This window comes from Marinobacter sp. NFXS9 (assembly GCF_040148665.1).
Classification (GTDB): domain Bacteria; phylum Pseudomonadota; class Gammaproteobacteria; order Pseudomonadales; family Oleiphilaceae; genus Marinobacter_A; species Marinobacter_A mangrovi.
Map to the genome: position 1 here is coordinate 1 of NZ_JAGDDW010000001.1, position 15,158 is coordinate 15,158.

General features: G+C 61.1%; 9 protein-coding genes. 4 read left to right on the forward strand and 5 right to left on the reverse strand.

The window, feature by feature from the left end:
* Positions 1-425: 425 nt before the first annotated feature.
* Positions 426-1,280, reverse strand: coding sequence for an aldo/keto reductase (locus J3364_RS00005; RefSeq protein ID WP_349555686.1), 855 nt, complete (start codon positions 1,278-1,280; stop codon positions 426-428).
* Between the two features lie 18 nt (positions 1,281-1,298).
* Positions 1,299-3,119, reverse strand: a complete 1,821-nt coding sequence (locus J3364_RS00010) for an alpha-amylase (protein ID WP_349555687.1) — start codon at positions 3,117-3,119, stop codon at positions 1,299-1,301.
* Positions 3,120-3,422: 303 nt separating this feature from the next.
* On the opposite strand from J3364_RS00010, the gene malE reads away from it, so the two are divergent.
* The 4 genes from malE (at position 3,423) to J3364_RS00030 (ending at position 8,553) form a co-directional block, all read left to right on the forward strand.
* Positions 3,423-4,622 carry a maltose/maltodextrin ABC transporter substrate-binding protein MalE gene (gene malE / locus J3364_RS00015; protein ID WP_203140742.1) on the forward strand — a complete coding sequence of 400 codons (1,200 nt, stop codon included), beginning with the start codon at positions 3,423-3,425 and terminating at the stop codon, positions 4,620-4,622.
* A 135-nt stretch (positions 4,623-4,757) separates the two neighbouring features.
* Complete coding sequence (gene malF, locus J3364_RS00020) at positions 4,758-6,254, forward strand: maltose ABC transporter permease MalF (RefSeq protein WP_123633543.1); 1,497 nt, start codon at positions 4,758-4,760, stop codon at positions 6,252-6,254.
* 9 nt (positions 6,255-6,263) lie between these two features.
* Complete coding sequence (malG, locus tag J3364_RS00025) at positions 6,264-7,154, forward strand: maltose ABC transporter permease MalG (protein ID WP_123633542.1); 891 nt, start codon at positions 6,264-6,266, stop codon at positions 7,152-7,154.
* Positions 7,155-7,401: 247 nt separating this feature from the next.
* Positions 7,402-8,553, forward strand: coding sequence for an MFS transporter (locus J3364_RS00030; RefSeq protein WP_349555693.1), 1,152 nt, complete (start codon positions 7,402-7,404; stop codon positions 8,551-8,553).
* 722 nt (positions 8,554-9,275) lie between these two features.
* Here J3364_RS00030 and malK read toward each other — a convergent pair.
* From malK to malT, 3 genes are all read right to left on the reverse strand, one after another.
* The gene (gene malK, locus J3364_RS00035) at positions 9,276-10,391 is read right to left on the reverse strand and encodes a maltose/maltodextrin ABC transporter ATP-binding protein MalK (RefSeq protein ID WP_349555695.1); all 1,116 of its coding nucleotides are present in this window, start codon (positions 10,389-10,391) and stop codon (positions 9,276-9,278) included.
* Between the two features lie 56 nt (positions 10,392-10,447).
* On the reverse strand, positions 10,448-12,064 hold the full coding sequence (locus J3364_RS00040; protein WP_349555696.1) for an alpha-glucosidase family protein: 1,617 nt from the start codon (positions 12,062-12,064) through the stop codon (positions 10,448-10,450).
* Positions 12,065-12,280: 216 nt separating this feature from the next.
* The gene (gene malT, locus J3364_RS00045; protein WP_349555698.1) at positions 12,281-15,037 is read right to left on the reverse strand and encodes an HTH-type transcriptional regulator MalT; all 2,757 of its coding nucleotides are present in this window, start codon (positions 15,035-15,037) and stop codon (positions 12,281-12,283) included.
* Positions 15,038-15,158: the final 121 nt, after the last annotated feature.

Genomic DNA, 15,158 nt, shown 5'->3' on the forward strand with positions numbered 1-15,158 from the left:
GGAGTTGAGGATGAGCGGAACCCATGAGGGCCCGGAAGCCAGAACGCTTCCACGAAGAGGCCGGATATGCGAATGCAACCGTTCTTCACTGACCTGGGGGAGTGACCAACAGGGAGGGGACCATATAGACGCTTCAGCTTCCGAGCAGGCGTTCAGCCTGCCGATAAATTGCTTTAGATGGGGGAATCTACGACATTGACAGGGCAGCTCTAGGCTTGCAGTTATAAGCCTCTCTCCCCTGGAGGGAGAGAGGTTTGGAGAGAGGGGGACGAGGCGAAAGCCTCGCTGGATAGTGTCCGTGGATTGGTTGGCTTCCCCCTCTCCCCAGCCCTCTCCCGCGAGGGGAGAGGGAGCAGGATGGTGCAAACCGGCAACATAGGTAACACCGCAAACCGGGAACAGGGGTTACATGTGATCGTTGTGCCTCACGGCACCTCAACACCCCGAGCCGCCTCCAGCAACGCAAACCAGTCCGTCCGCGGTAGCGTCACCGCCAACCCGGCCCGCGCCTGATCGATCCGTTCCTGTCGCATGGAGCCCAGCACCGGCGTCGGCTGGCCGGGAATCATCCGCAGCCAGGCAATCGCCAGCGCCGTGGCCGTCAGGCCGGTTTCTCGGGTTAATCGCTCGAGCTCTTTTGTCAATGCACCTTTCCCAAGCGCACCGCCACCCAACGGCGACCAGGCCATCCAGTGCAGGTTATCCCGCAGGTGCGCTTCCATCGTGCCGTCCGACAAGGCGTTGTTGGCGCGCAGGGACAGTTCGCTCTGGTTACAGACCAGCGGGATATCCAGGTTGGCCTGCAACCAGCGCCACTGCTCTGGCAGGAAATTGGAGACGCCAACGCGGGCAACTTTGCCGGCTTTCACTGCGTTCTCCAGAGCCTGGCCGACAGACGGCGCGTCCATCAGGGGATCGGGGCGGTGGATGAGGAAGGTGTCGATCTGTTCAACGTTGAGATTCACCAGAGCCTTGTCGATCGCAGCGCTGACATAGTCCGCCTCGGCCCGATAGTGCTTCACGGTATCGCCGCTGGCGTGGACGATGTCGGTCTTGGTGATGACCCGCAGCCTTTTGCGCAGCGCCGGGTTGGCGCGCAACGCTTCGCCGAAGGCTTTCTCGCATTCGCCGTGACCGTAGATGTCGGCGTGGTCAAAGGTGTCACAGCCCTGATCGATCTGCGTTTCGATCCAGCGGGCCAGATCTTCGGGTCTGGCCAGTTCGGGGTAGTCCTGCAGGCGCATGAAGCCGAGGATCAGGTCAGGGTAAAGATCAGACATTGTGTTGGTTTTTCCGTCTTATTGGCGGACAAAGCTGATGACCACGCGGTCATCGTCCGTCTGCCGGGAGAATGTGTAGGGCGAGGACGACAGACGCTCGTGCCGTCCGGCACCGATCGCCGGATGAGCCTCCCTGAATTGGCCCAGTTTACGCCAATAGGCCAGGGTGCTGGCGGTTTTCGGATCATCGAGGGCATCCCAGTTCATGTCCGAGCGGGTGCCCTGCTGCGGATCGGAGCCGTTGGGGCCGTCGCGGCGACCGGACTCGTCGCCATAGAATACCTGCACGGTGCCCGGTGTGAAGAGCAGGGCGGCGGCGACCCGTTTCTGCAATTCGGGATCGTTGTGGGCTTCGCTGCTGAACAGGCGCGTGTCGTGGGAGGATATGTAGCTCATCACATTGAACGGTTGGTCGCCGTGCATGGACTGGCTGTAGTCGGCGTAGACCTTGTCCATGTCCGGCAGGCGCTCGGCGCCGGCCAGGGCATTGTCCTGCAGGTCGAAGTTGATCACCGCGTCGAAGCCGTCGTCGTAGTAGTGATCGCGGGTGACGGAGTGCGGGAAGACTTCGCCCACCATCCAGAATTTCCGGGCAGGCAGGGCTTTGTCCGGATGGTTCGCCCGGTAGTCATCCAGTGCTTTCTGCGCCGCCACTTTCAGCTCGGCCCAGGCTTCCGGCTCGACGTGCTTGACGGTATCCGCGCGGAAGCCATCGATGCCGAAGCGGCGAATCCAGCTCGTATGCCACTGGATCAGGTAGTCGCGCACCGTCGCGTTGGGCAGGTTCCGGGCATGGGTGTCCGCCTTGTTGGCCAGGAAGTCGGGGAGATCCACAGCCTTTGTTGACTCGGTCTGGAAATCCGGCAGATAGGCGAGCGACCCTTTGATGGGATCGATGCCGGCGCTGGGCGCGTCGGGATAATCGGCGATGCCGGCGCGCACCCAGTCCTTGCCCCACCAATGGGACCAGCCGGGGCTGTCGTAGTCGATCAGCGCATGATAGGCGTGGAAATTCTCCCAGGACTCCGGCTGCCAGTCGCCCCAGCGCTCCGGCAGGTATTTCTCGAAGCCGCCGAACAGGCCGCCGAAGTGGAAATCCTGCATGTCCTGCAGTGAGCTGTAGCCCGGGTGGTTCATGACGATGTCCATGACTACGCGGATGCCCCGTTGGTGGGCCTGGTCCACAAGCGTCTGGAATTCTTCTTCCGTGCCGTAGGCGGCATCGGGTCGGGTGAAGTCGAGAGCGTAATAGCCATGATAGCCATAGTGGCGGAAGTCGCCCTGGTCGCCGCCGCCGACCCAGCCGTGGATCTGTTCCACGGGCGGAGACACCCAGATGGCGTTCACGCCGAGTTTTTCCAGGTAATCGAGACGCTCGGTCAGGCCGGCAAAGTCGCCGCCGTGGAAGGTGCCGATTTCCTGATCGCCATCGGATTTCCGGCCGTAGGCGTGGTCGTTATCCGTGCGTCCGTTGGCAAACCGGTCTGTAATGACAAAGTAGACGGTGGCTCCGGCCCATTGGAAACTGTGTTGCACCGGCTGGGCGGATTCCAGCATGACCAGTCCCTCGGCGTCTTTGGCCGGGGCCAGTGAAACATGGGCGTCCTCAACCTGGGCTCGTTTGCCGGAGAAGGCATCCCGGACCCACTCGCCGTCCCTGAAGACATCGCCGACCGGGATGCGGGTCTGTTCCGTCGATGTGGCGCACAGGTGGGTCTGGCCGGCCCGGTTGTCGGTAGGCTGTGCAGCGCTGTCGAAGGTGCTTTGGGTGCCGGGAGCGGCACAACCGGCCAGCAGGGCGCAGGTGGCCACCAGACGGGAGAGAGGAGTGAGACGCATCGCAATTCTCCTGAAGCGTGTTATTGTCCGGCGCCCCGCAGCTTTGGCGAAGGTTTCGAGGCGTGGAGGCGGCCGTTTATTGTGGGTTGATATAACCAGAGGGACGTGCCCGTGGGTAGACGGAAATCGCCTACGCCCCCTACTCCCCCGTTCTACGCCTCGGGTATTAAAAACAGGGCTGATGCCAGCATTGCGGTTTTCACTGACGATGTTGATCATCGCGATAACGACAAAAGCGACCTTCCCCCTGGGTGACGCCCTCGGGACAAAAACAATAAGGCAGAGAACAGAGAGGTACTGACAATGAATCGCCGCAATTTCATCCGCAGCACGCTCGCCGTCTCCATCCTGGCAACCACCATGGGTGCCGTTGCACCGGCCCAGGCCGACATCGAGGAGGGCAAGCTGGTTGTCTGGATCAACGGTGACAAGGGCTACAACGGACTGCAGGAAGTCGGTGACTGGTTTACCAAGGAAACCGGTATTCCCGTGGAAGTGGCTCACCCTGACAGTGCAACCGACAAATTCCAGCAGGCTGCTGCGACCGGTAATGGTCCCGACATCTTCATCTGGGCGCACGATCGCCTGGGCGAGTGGGCACAGAGTGGCCTGATCTCTGAAATCAACCCGTCCCAGTCCATTCGCGACGCCAACTACGACTTTACCTGGGATGCGGTTACCGTGGACGGCAAGGTTTACGGCTACCCAATGGCGGTGGAATCCGTCGGCCTGATCTACAACAAGGATCTGGTCCCCAACCCGCCCAAGTCCTTCGAGGAAATCCCGGCGCTGGACAAGAAGCTGGCGGAGCAGGGCAAGAAAGCCATCCTGTGGGACTACAACAACACTTATTTCACCTGGCCGCTGCTGGCCGCCGATGGCGGTTACATCTTCAAAAAGACCGACAGCGGTTATGACGTTTCCGATACCGGTGTGAACACCGAGGGCGCCATCGCGGGCGGCAAAGTGCTCAAGTCCCTGATCGACGAGGGCGTCATGCCCCGCGGCGCGGACTACGGCGCCATGGACTCCCAGTTCAACAAGGGTGAACTGGCGATGATGATCAACGGTCCCTGGGCCTGGGCGAACCTGAAGAAGAGCGGCATCAACTTCGGCGTCACCACGCTGCCGACCATCAACGGTCAGAAGCCCAAGCCGATGGTGGGCGTCATGGCGGCCACGCTGAATACCGCAAGCCCGAACAAGGACCTGGCCGTGGAATTCCTGGAAAACTACGCGCTGTCGGTCAAGGGCCTGAAAATGGTCAACGACGACGTGCCGCTGGGTGCCGTGGCCAACAAGGAGCTGATGGACGAGCTGTCGGCTGACAACCCGTACATCAAGGCCACGTTCAAGAACGCCGAACTGGGTGAACCGATGCCGAACGTGCCTGCAATGGGCGCCTTCTGGTCCTCCATGGCGCCGGCGCTGCAGAACATCACGGCCGGTCGCCAGTCCGTCAAGGAAGCACTGGATACGGCCGCGACCCGCATTACCCGATAAAGGCCTCGGGCCGGTGGTGGCAATGGCTGCCACCGGCCGCCGGCGACCTGGCCGGTGTCCAGGCAACAACTGACGGGGCTGACTACAATGTTAACCGAGACGCTGTCCTATCCGCGTACAGCAAGCAGACCTTTCATGACCCGAGCTATCCTGAAGTGGGGCGTCCTGGCCGTACTGGTCGGCATGGCGCTCTACCTGATCGTCGCGCTGTATGCCCAGCGTGAATTCGTATTCGCCATGCTGTTCCTGGTGCTGACGGCATCGGCGGTGGCCGTTTTCGTGAGCAAACGACTCTACGCGCATCGCTACATCTATCCGGCGGTGGCCGGGATGGGCCTGTTCGTGATCTTCCCGCTGATGTACACCGTGGGAATCGGCTTCACCAACTACAGCGCCAGCAACCTGTTGAGTTTCGAGCGGGTGCAGGACAACCTGCTCTCGCGCACCTATCAGTCGGAATCGGCCCGCTACAACTATGACCTGTATCAGACCGATGCCGGCTATGTGGTTTTCCTCAAGAGCGACGCGGGCGATCTGGTTTCAGCGCCTTTCGAACTGAAAGACGGCCAGGTGCCGCCGATTGAGGTCAGCCCGACGGCGACGGCCCCGGCCGGTGAGCCGTTGGCTTTCCGCGACATCATCAAGCAGCGCAACGCGCTGGGCGAACTGCGGCTGCAGACGCCGGATGGCCGCGAGCTGTCCATGGCCAGCCTGCGGGCGTTCGCCACCATCAAGCCGCTGTATGAAAAATCCGGCAACGACACCCTGACCAATACCCGTACCGGGGTGACCTATTTCCCCAATCAGGACACCGGTTTCTACGAAAGCGCCGATGGCGATAAGCTGGTGCCGGGCTGGACCGTCAATGCCGGGTTCGACAACTACAAGCGCGTGATCACGGATCCGAGCATCAGCGGGCCGTTCATGCAGATTTTCGTCTGGACGCTGCTGTTCTCCGTGGGCACGGTGGTGTTCACGCTTGTCCTGGGCCTGTTGTTGGCCAACCTGCTGCAGTGGGACCAGATTCGCGGCAAGGGCTTTTACCGCACGATGCTGATCCTGCCGTACGCGGTGCCGGCGTTCATTTCGATCCTGGTGTTCAAGGGTCTGTTCAACCAGAACTTCGGTGAAATCAACCTGGTGCTGGAAAACCTGTTCGGCATCCGCCCGGACTGGTTCAGCGACCCGACCATGGCACGGTCGATGATCCTGATCGTCAACACCTGGCTGGGCTATCCGTACATGATGTTGCTGTGCATGGGGCTGTTGCAGTCCATTCCCCGGGATTTGTACGAAGCCTCCGCGATGGACGGGGCCGGGCCGATCAATAACCTGATGAACATTACTTTCCCCTTGATCCTGAAACCCCTGGCGCCTCTGCTGATCGCGAGCTTCGCGTTCAACTTCAACAACTTCGTGCTGATTGCGCTGTTGACCGGCGGTGCGCCGGATATCATCGGCGCCAGTACGCCGGCGGGCACCACGGATCTGCTGGTCAGTTACACCTACCGGATTGCCTTCCAGGATTCCGGCCAGAACTTCGGTCTGGCGGCGGCAATCGCCACGGTGATCTTCCTGGTGGTGGGTGCGCTGTCACTGATCAACCTCAAACTGTCCAAGATCAAGGTGTAGGAGGCGGCTATGGCAATGGTAGAACCGCGTTCAACGAAATACCGCGTGCTGGCCTCCCACCTGGGAATGCTGTGCTTCATCGCGCTGATCCTGTTCCCGCTGCTGATGGTGATTTCCATCTCCTTCCGCAGCGGTAATTTCGCCACCGGCAGCCTGCTGCCGGAGGTGCCCTCGCTGGAGCACTGGTCCCTGGCGCTCGGCATTCCCTACACGGACGATGCCGGCAATGTGGTCCAGCCGCCATTCCCGGTGCTGCTGTGGCTGTGGAATTCCATCAAGATCGCGGTGATTTCCTCGCTGCTGATCCTGGCGCTGTCCACCACGGCGGCCTACGCCTTCGCGCGGATGCGATTTGCCGGCAAGGGCTTTGTGCTGAAATCCATGCTGATCTTCCAGATGTTCCCGCCGGTTCTGTCACTGGTGGCGCTTTACGCGCTGTTCAACGAGATCGGCAAGCACATCAGTTGGTTGGGCCTGAATACCCACGGCGCGGTGATCGTCGCCTCTTTGGGCGGGATGGCACTGCACATCTGGACCATCAAGGGCTACTTCGATTCCATCGACCGGTCCCTGGAAGAAGCGGCTATTGTCGATGGTGCCACCACCTGGCAAGCGTTCCGCTACATCCTGTTGCCGTTGTCGGTGCCGATCCTGATGGTGGTGTTCATCCTGGCGTTCATCATGACGATCATGGAATACCCGATGGCGTCGATCCTGCTGGTGGATACGGACAAGCTGACCCTGGCCGTCGGCGCCCAGCAGTATCTCTATGAGCAGAATTATTTGTGGGGCGATTTTGCCGCCGCGGCCGTGCTGTCCGGACTGCCCATTACTGCTGTGTTCCTGTATTGCCAGCGATGGATTGTCGGCGGGCTGACCGCCGGTGGCGTGAAGGGGTAAGTGATACGCCCTGAATAAAAATTTTGGGCGAGTCCGGCGGAGCCGGGCTCATCCGATTGCGCGAAAAAGGTTGCGTCTTCCTGACTGAGTGATTCCGCGACCCCGGACCCGCCTGAAACCGCTGGCTGCTCCGGGGCTTTTTTGTGGTCGGGTGCAGGCCCGCGTGTCGCCGGTAGCGGGACTGGGGGAGGTGGCTCACTCACGGTATGCTCGACGTATTGACTCATCGCTAACAGGGACGTTTTCCATGTCCTCACTCTCCGCAGAGATGGAACAGGCACCCGGTCGACCGCACCAGACGGCGACGCGCATTACCTTCCTGATTTCCGGCATTGCCCTGGCGGCCTGGGCGCCGTTGGTGCCTTATGCCAAGGACCGCCTGGAGGTGGGCGACGGCGTGTTTGGCCTGCTCCTGCTGTGTCTGGGCGCGGGCTCGATCCTCTCCATGCCGTTGGCCGGACCCATGGTCAGCCGCGCCGGCTATCGACGGGTGATCATTCCCGCTGCGTTGCTCGGGTTTGCCATGTTGCCGTTACTGGCGAGTGTGTCGAGCCTGCCTCTGTTGATTCTTGCCTTGTTCCTGTTCGGCGGCGGCATTGGCGCGCTGGATGTGGCGATGAACATGCAGGCGATCGTGGTGGAGCGGGCCAGTGGGCGGTCGTTGATGTCGGGCTTTCACGGGTTGTTCAGTCTGGGCGCCATTATCGGGGCGGCCAGCATGGCCGGTTTGCTGGGTCTGGGGGCGACACCGTTATTGGCAGCCAGTTGTGTGGTGGGCCTCGTGCTGATTGGGCTGTTCCTGGCGGCGCCGGGCCTGCTTTCGGACTCCGGCCAGCCTGGCGGGCCGGTCTTCGCTGTTCCTCACGGGATTGTGTTGGTGATCGGTCTGGTGTGTTTCGTGTCCTTCCTGAGTGAAGGGGCCATGCTCGACTGGACCGCGATCTTTTTTGTCGATCACCTTGATGTGGACGTCACCCGGGCCGGACTGGGCTTTGCGGCTTTCTCGGTCACCATGACCCTGGGGCGACTGACCGGCGATCGTTTTGTCGCCCGGTTCGGTGGTGGACGGGTGGTGGCGGTTGGGGGCTTTGTAGCAGCCTGCGGCATTGTGTTGCTGACCTTCGCACCGACCTGGCTGTACGGTTTGTTGGGCTGCGCCCTGGTGGGTGCAGGGTGTTCCAACATCGTTCCGGTGATGTTCACACGGGCCGGCCAGCAGACGGCCATGCACGAGCACCTGGCTGTGCCGGCCGTCGCGACACTAGGCTATATCGGCGTGCTGATGGGGCCGGCAACCATCGGGTTCCTGTCCGAGCTGATGGGGCTGGGGATGGCGTTTCTGGTGTTGGCGGGGCTGTTGTTGGCGGTTTCCGGGGCGTCGCGTTTTTTGCAGGGTTGATGGGTTACCTAAGTTGCCAGTTTGCACGGTTTCGTAGGTTGGGCTGACGCAGGAAGCCCAACAATCTCAGGCTCCTGCGCAGCTCTTCGCTAGGTGAATCTCATTGCCCGTTGGATAACTCCTTGTTGGGCTTCCTGCGTCAGCCCAACCTACAGGCCATAGGCGTTGTGTATCGAGATACTGTTCCCTGCGAGCGTCTTGCACGAGGCGCGCTCGAAACCAATGAATGCCATCGCTGGAGCAGAGGACAGGATGTCCTCGTCGCATAAGCGGCCATGGACGGCCCTCTTAGGCGACGGAAGCGGTGGCGTTCATTGGTTTCAGCCCCCCAGATCCGCTTACCTGCCCATGTCATGTTCCCGTCAATACCCATTCGCCAGACAAAAAAAGGCCCGCACGGGGCGGGCAATAACGTGACAAACGTTGATGAGAGTGTGAGGAGATGGTTGTCGAACCCAAGTGTCCCGTCTGGTTAATTCGCTGATCTACTGAGCGCCTGAACGCTTTGAGAGCAAGGCGCGGTAGCGAAGGTTTGGTGGTTCCAAATCGAGCTGCCGCAACACCGCTATCAAAGTGTTCAGGCGCTCCCGAAGGGCGCACCGCTGACGCCTCTGGGCCTGCGTTGCCAACCCTTGATGTGGAACCACCACACCGGCGGGCTGGCGCCTTGACCAGAGACGTCAGCGGTACGCAGTAGGTCAACGAATTATCCAGACGGGACACTAGAGGTCGACGCACGGCTCCTTGAAGAGCCGTGGACAAGCCGTGCCGTCCTGACGGAACAGGTGGCACATCTCCGGCTTGATGCCCAGTGCGACCGCATCGCCTTCCTGTACCGGATTGGTGCCCTCGGTCCGCATGGTGATGATGCCGTCGATGCCTTCTATATCAAGGTGGACCAGCGTCTGGTAGCCCAGGCGTTCCACAACATTGACCGCGCCCTGGATCGCCACGGTGCCCTCGTCATGAGTCGAAAAATGCTCGGGTCGGATCCCCAGGGTGACCCGCTCGCCTTCAGACAGCGCACCGCCATTGATCGGCAGGGTCATCTGCATGGCGCCGGGCAGGTTGACCGTGACCTCCTGGTTGCTGGCTGCCACCACGTCGCCGTCGATAAAGTTCATCTTCGGTGAGCCGATGAAGCCCGCCACGAAACGGGTGGCCGGGTAGTGATACAGCTCCAGCGGTTTGCCCACCTGGGCGATGGCGCCGTTGTCCAGGGCGACGATCTTGTCGGCCATGGTCATGGCTTCCACCTGGTCGTGGGTCACGTAAATCATGGTCGCGCCCAGGCGCTTGTGCAGGCCGGATATCTCGATCCGCATCTGCACCCGCAGGGACGCATCCAGATTCGAAAGCGGTTCGTCGAACAGGAACACCGCTGGCTCACGGACGATGGTCCGGCCGATCGCCACCCGTTGACGCTGCCCGCCGGACAGGTCCTTGGGCTTGCGCTGCAGCAGGTTGTCGAGCTGAAGCAGGCGTGCCGCGTCGTTCACCCGACGGTCGATCTCGCCTTTCTTGACGCTGGCCAGCTTCAGGCCGAACGCCATGTTTTCAGCCACGTCCATATGCGGATAGAGCGCATAGGACTGGAAAACCATGCCCACTTCCCGGTCCTTGGGCGGCTTGTCATTGACGCGTTCCTGGCCGATGTAGAGGTCGCCTTCGGAGATGTCCTCCAGTCCGGCGATCATCCGCAGCAGGGTCGACTTGCCGCAGCCGGAGGGACCCACGAAGACCACAAATTCGCCGTCCTGGATGTCCAGGTTCACGTTGCGTGTGACTTCGGCATCGCCGAAGCGCTTGTAGACGTTTCTGAGAGTGACGCTTGCCATAGTCTTCAGTCTTTGTTGTCAGTGTATGGCGGTCCGGCCTTGGGGCCGGATCCTGTTTAACCCTTGGCGATGCCCGCGCTGTGGGGTGGCAGGGTGACGGCACTGCCGCGCCAGTCCGCCGTCAGCGATGCCGGTGTATCCGACAGGGCGGAAGCCGGGTGCGGCAACGACAGTGACACTTTCTGGTCGCTGAAGTTCAGGGCGACCAGCAGACGCTGCCCGTCGGTTTCGCGACTGAACAGCAGGGTGTCTTCCGGGCTTTCCATAAACCGGATGCTGCCGGTAAGCAGCGCGGGTTGCTGGCGTCGCCAGCCGAGGAATTCCCGATAGGCCTGCAGGACCGAATGCCGCTCGTTCTCCTGTTCGGAGACCGCCGCGTTCAGGTGTTCTTCGTAAACCGGCAACCACGGCTTGGCCTCGCTGAAACCGGCGTTGTGGGCCATCGCATCCCAGACCATGGGCGTTCGGCAGCCGTCGCGGCCCTTGTATTCCGGCCAGAAGCTGATGCCGTAAGGATCCACAAGATCCTCAAAGGCCAGCTCGGCTTCGGTCATGCCCAGCTCTTCGCCCTGATAGATGCAAGCGCTGCCGCGCAGGCTCAGCATCATGATCATGAACAGCTTGATCTGTTCCGGACCCTCGGCCTGCCAGCGGCTGGCGACCCGCGCCACATCGTGGTTGCCGATCGCCCAGCAGGGCCAGCCGTCTTCCAGCTTGGATTCGATGCCTTCGACCGTATGCTTGATGAAGTCCGCGCCGCGTTGCTCGGTCAGCAGGTCGAACGAGTAGGCCATGTGCAGCTTATCGCCGTTGCTGGTGTAGTCCGCCATGGTCTGCAGGGAATTGTCGTCGCCGATTTCGCCGACGGTCGTGGTCCCCGGGTATTCATCCAGCAGGGCGCGCAGGCGCTTGAGGAACGCCAGGTTCTCCGGCCGGGTCTTGTCGTACTTGTGGTACTGGTAGGCGTAGGGATTTTCTTTGCGCACACCAATCGATGCTTCCTGGACCGCCTGGCTGGGCGGATTGTTGCGCAGCTTCGTGTCGTGGAAGCAGAAATTGATGGCATCCAGACGGAAACCGTCGACGCCGCGGTCCAGCCAGAACCGGACCTCGTCGAGAATCTGATCCTGAAGCTCTGGATTATGGAAGTTCAGGTCCGGCTGGCTGGCCAGGAAGTTGTGCAGGTAATACTGCCGGCGACGGCTGTCCCAGGCCCACGCAGAACCGCCGAAGACCGACAGCCAGTTGTTGGGCGGTGTGCCGTCGGCCTGGGCGTCGGCCCAGACGTACCAGTCCGCCTTGGGGTTGTCGCGGCTGACCCGGCTTTCCTTGAACCACTCGTGTTCTTCCGAGGTGTGGCTGAGTACCTGGTCGATCATGATCCTGAGGTCGCGCTTGTGCGCCTCGGCGATCAGCACGTCGAAATCCTCGAGGGTGCCGAAGATCGGGTCCACGCCCCGGTAGTCGGACACGTCGTAACCGAAATCCTTCATGGGTGAGGTAAAGAAGGGCGACAGCCAGATGGCATCGACGTTCAGGCTGGCAATGTAGTCCAGCTTGGCGGTCACGCCCGGCAGGTCGCCGATGCCGTCACCGTTGGAGTCGAAGAAGCTGCGGGGATATACCTGGTAGATGACAGCACCGCGCCACCAGTCGGGATTCTTTTGCATCATGCCTCACTCAGAACAAAGTCGGTTTTGGCGTCCGTGAACGTTGTGGTGGCGTGGATCACACAGCCGACCGGTCCCGCGGCGCCCTTGTTGTTGTGATGACACTATGGTGCTCGTGCGGGGCGTGGCGGGCATCCTCCTGACACGCTTTTTGCTGGCGTAGACGGGGGGAGGAGGGGGCGTAGGTCCGCTCATGCGGGCCTCGTCCCTGGTGGTTTTCTACTCCCCCTGGATCTTGCTCAGCAGATCCCGGGCCAGCTCGATCGCCTCGGAACGATGCGCAATGTTCTGCTTCTGGTACAGGCTGCGGATGTGCGTCTTGACGGTCGTCGCCGCCACCTTCAGGTGCTCGGCAATCTGGTCGTTGGACAGCCCCGCGTGGATAAGACTGAGGATCTGCCATTCGCGACGGGTCAGCGGCGAGGTGCGGATCAACTCCGGCACGTCCGGCCGGTCGATGATGTCCTGGATGATCGCCTCGTCCAGCGAGATCCGGATCGCGCGGCTGAAGTCCCGTTGCTGCTGGGAGAGCTGGATCAGACGCTCCGCCCGCTGCAGCTCCATGCCATCGATCAGTTGGTCGTTGATCAGGGCTTTCAGGATCACGATCAGCACCTTGCCCAGACGCAGGAAGCTACCGACCGCACCGGTCGTGCTGGCCAGTTGCAGCGCCTCGCGCATATGAAACAGGGCCTGCTCGCGATCCTCCAACTGCCAGTGCATGTGGGCCAGCGCAATGTGGTTGCGGTTCAGGTCCATTTGCAGCCCGATGCGTTCGGCCACCGCCTGCAATCCTTCGAGGATGGGTCTGGCTTTTTCCGGCTGTTCGAGACTCAAATAGGCCCGAGCCCAGTTGCGGGCATTGCACTGCAGGAAGTGGTTGGTGGCGTCCTCGATGGCGTAGTCCGGCGCGGCCGTCAGCCAGCGCTGGATGGCTTCGCGGTCACGGACGGCGTCCCAGAACGACAACATGGTGGCGTGGGAATTGGCGACCCAGTCGATATGGTATTCACCCGAGGCCAGCATTTTCTGGATCTTCTGGATATAGTCGGCGCACAGCGTTTGCCGGCCGCGGGCCTGGGCCACTTTGGCCAGGGACGTGTAGCTTTGCAGGTACCAGCGCTCACCCTGGGCTTCAAGTATCTCGATACCCTGCAGTGCACAGCGCTCGGCGTTTTCCAGATGGTGCCATTCCCACATGACCTGGCTGCGGATGCGGTACAGGAATTCCAGGATCGGCAGGTGGTCGAGGTGGTATTCCTCGGCATACTGGAACGCCCGCTCCTGCACGTTATAGGCCTTCTGCAGCAGTCCCATGGCCACGTTGATTTCCGACTGCTGGCACAGTGCCCAGAGTACGTTCTGGTGGGCGCCGTGGGCCCGGGCGAGGGTTTCGGTGTCCTGCATGCGGGCGAGGGCTTCCTTGAGGTGACCTTCCACAAACAGGGCTTCGCCCATCACTGAGGCCGCGGCGACCTTGGACGTGGGCAGGAATCGGGCTTCCTGTTCCATGGCGTCTGTGGCCTGACCCAGGGCAGTATGGGAATCCCCGAAATTCATGGCCACCTGGGCGCGAACGGCGCTGAATTCGCAGCGCACGGAGCGTAAATCGTCTTCGCTGAGGTGTTCCTTGAGTTTCGCTTCGGCAGCGGCCAGCCATTGTTCCGCCTCGTCAAACTTGTACTGGCTCTGGGCCACCCAGGCGCGCAGCAGCGTCAGCAGCGGTTCGTCGGCGATGCTGGTTGGGTCCAGCGCATCCAGACACTGTTGCAGCAGGGCAAACTGGCCTTCGGTAAAGAAGGCGCGGCCGTGGTCCAGCAGGATGCGGGTGATGCGCTGCTGGTCCTGCGCCTTGACCGCGTGGCGGGCCGCCTCTTCCGGGCGATCCAGTTCGCGCCAGGCGTCGCTGGCTTGCTGGTGCAGGGCTGTGACGTCCTCCTGGGCGGAACAGGCGAGGAGATGGCGCAGGTAGGCGCTGAACAGGGGGTGGTATCGGAACCATAACCCGCTGCTGTCCAGGGGCATGATGAAAAATCCTTTGCTGATCAGCTGGTTGAGTAGAGCCTGACCGTCCCGATGACCCGCTACGCGCATGGCGAGAAAGGCATTGAAGCGGTCGAGCAGGGAGGTACGTAGGAGAAAACCGAGCGCTTCGTCGTCCAGTTGGCGACCTAGCAATTCGTCGAAGTAATCGAAAATGTACTGGTTCCCGTCTTCGAATTGCTCCACCATTTCGTTAAACGCAACACTGGTTGCGGCGCTGGTGGCGACGAGTTGCAGGGCCGATACCCAGCCTTCAACACGCCGCACCGCCCGCTCGATGCTTTCCCGCGAGACTTCGTAAGGAAGGCGCTGTTCGAAATAGTGCTGTGCCTCGTCGGCATCGAAGCCGAGTTCCCGGGCACTGATCTCCAGCATATGACCCTGCATGCGCAACTGTGCGACGCCGATCGGCGGCACCGTGCGTGTCAGGATGATCATCGTCAGATAGGCCGGTTGGTGGCGCAGCAGGAAGCGCATGGCTTCGTGGATTTCGGGATCAGTGATCAGGTGGTAGTCGTCCAGGACGACGTAGAGCGGTTCGGCCTCTACCGGCATTTCAGCCAGCAGGTGCGTCAGAAATTCCTGCAGGTTATCAAAGCCGGATGTCGTTAACCGTCGTAACGTATCAGGGCACGTGCCTGGCCGGTTGCTTTCCAGCGTGTGAGCCAGGTAAGCCGCAAACTGGCCGGGCTGATTGTCCGGGGCGTCCAGTCGGTACCAGGCGACGTCCGCCTCCAGCGCCTTCAGGCGTTCGGCGGTTGTGGTGGTCTTGCCGTAGCCTGCCGGTGCCTGGACCAGCATGAGACCGACACTATTCGTTTCATGCAACGTGTCATTGAATTTTTCCCGGGCAATCAGTGCCGCGGACGCCTGTGGTGGTAAGGTTTTTGCGCTGATAAAAGTGCGCTCACCTGGCACGATTGTTGTTGTCATTACCATCGCCGGTCATGCCCATTTGTTGTAAATAATAGCAAAAAAACTCTATTATAGAGCGCTATTAAGTTACCTTGATTTATTTATTACTACAAAAGTCGTATGACTTCACCGGGCTGCT

Bases quoted from the DNA above. Each gene is read 5' to 3' on its own strand.
- J3364_RS00005 (WP_349555686.1), bottom strand. From the start codon at position 1,280: ATGTCTGATCTTTACCCTGACCTGATCCTCGGCTTCATGCGCCTGCAG.
- J3364_RS00010 (WP_349555687.1), bottom strand. From the start codon at position 3,119: ATGCGTCTCACTCCTCTCTCCCGTCTGGTGGCCACCTGCGCCCTGCTG.
- malE (WP_203140742.1), top strand. From the start codon at position 3,423: ATGAATCGCCGCAATTTCATCCGCAGCACGCTCGCCGTCTCCATCCTG.
- malF (WP_123633543.1), top strand. From the start codon at position 4,758: ATGACCCGAGCTATCCTGAAGTGGGGCGTCCTGGCCGTACTGGTCGGC.
- malG (WP_123633542.1), top strand. From the start codon at position 6,264: ATGGCAATGGTAGAACCGCGTTCAACGAAATACCGCGTGCTGGCCTCC.
- J3364_RS00030 (WP_349555693.1), top strand. From the start codon at position 7,402: ATGTCCTCACTCTCCGCAGAGATGGAACAGGCACCCGGTCGACCGCAC.
- malK (WP_349555695.1), bottom strand. From the start codon at position 10,391: ATGGCAAGCGTCACTCTCAGAAACGTCTACAAGCGCTTCGGCGATGCC.
- J3364_RS00040 (WP_349555696.1), bottom strand. From the start codon at position 12,064: ATGATGCAAAAGAATCCCGACTGGTGGCGCGGTGCTGTCATCTACCAG.
- malT (WP_349555698.1), bottom strand. From the start codon at position 15,037: ATGACAACAACAATCGTGCCAGGTGAGCGCACTTTTATCAGCGCAAAA.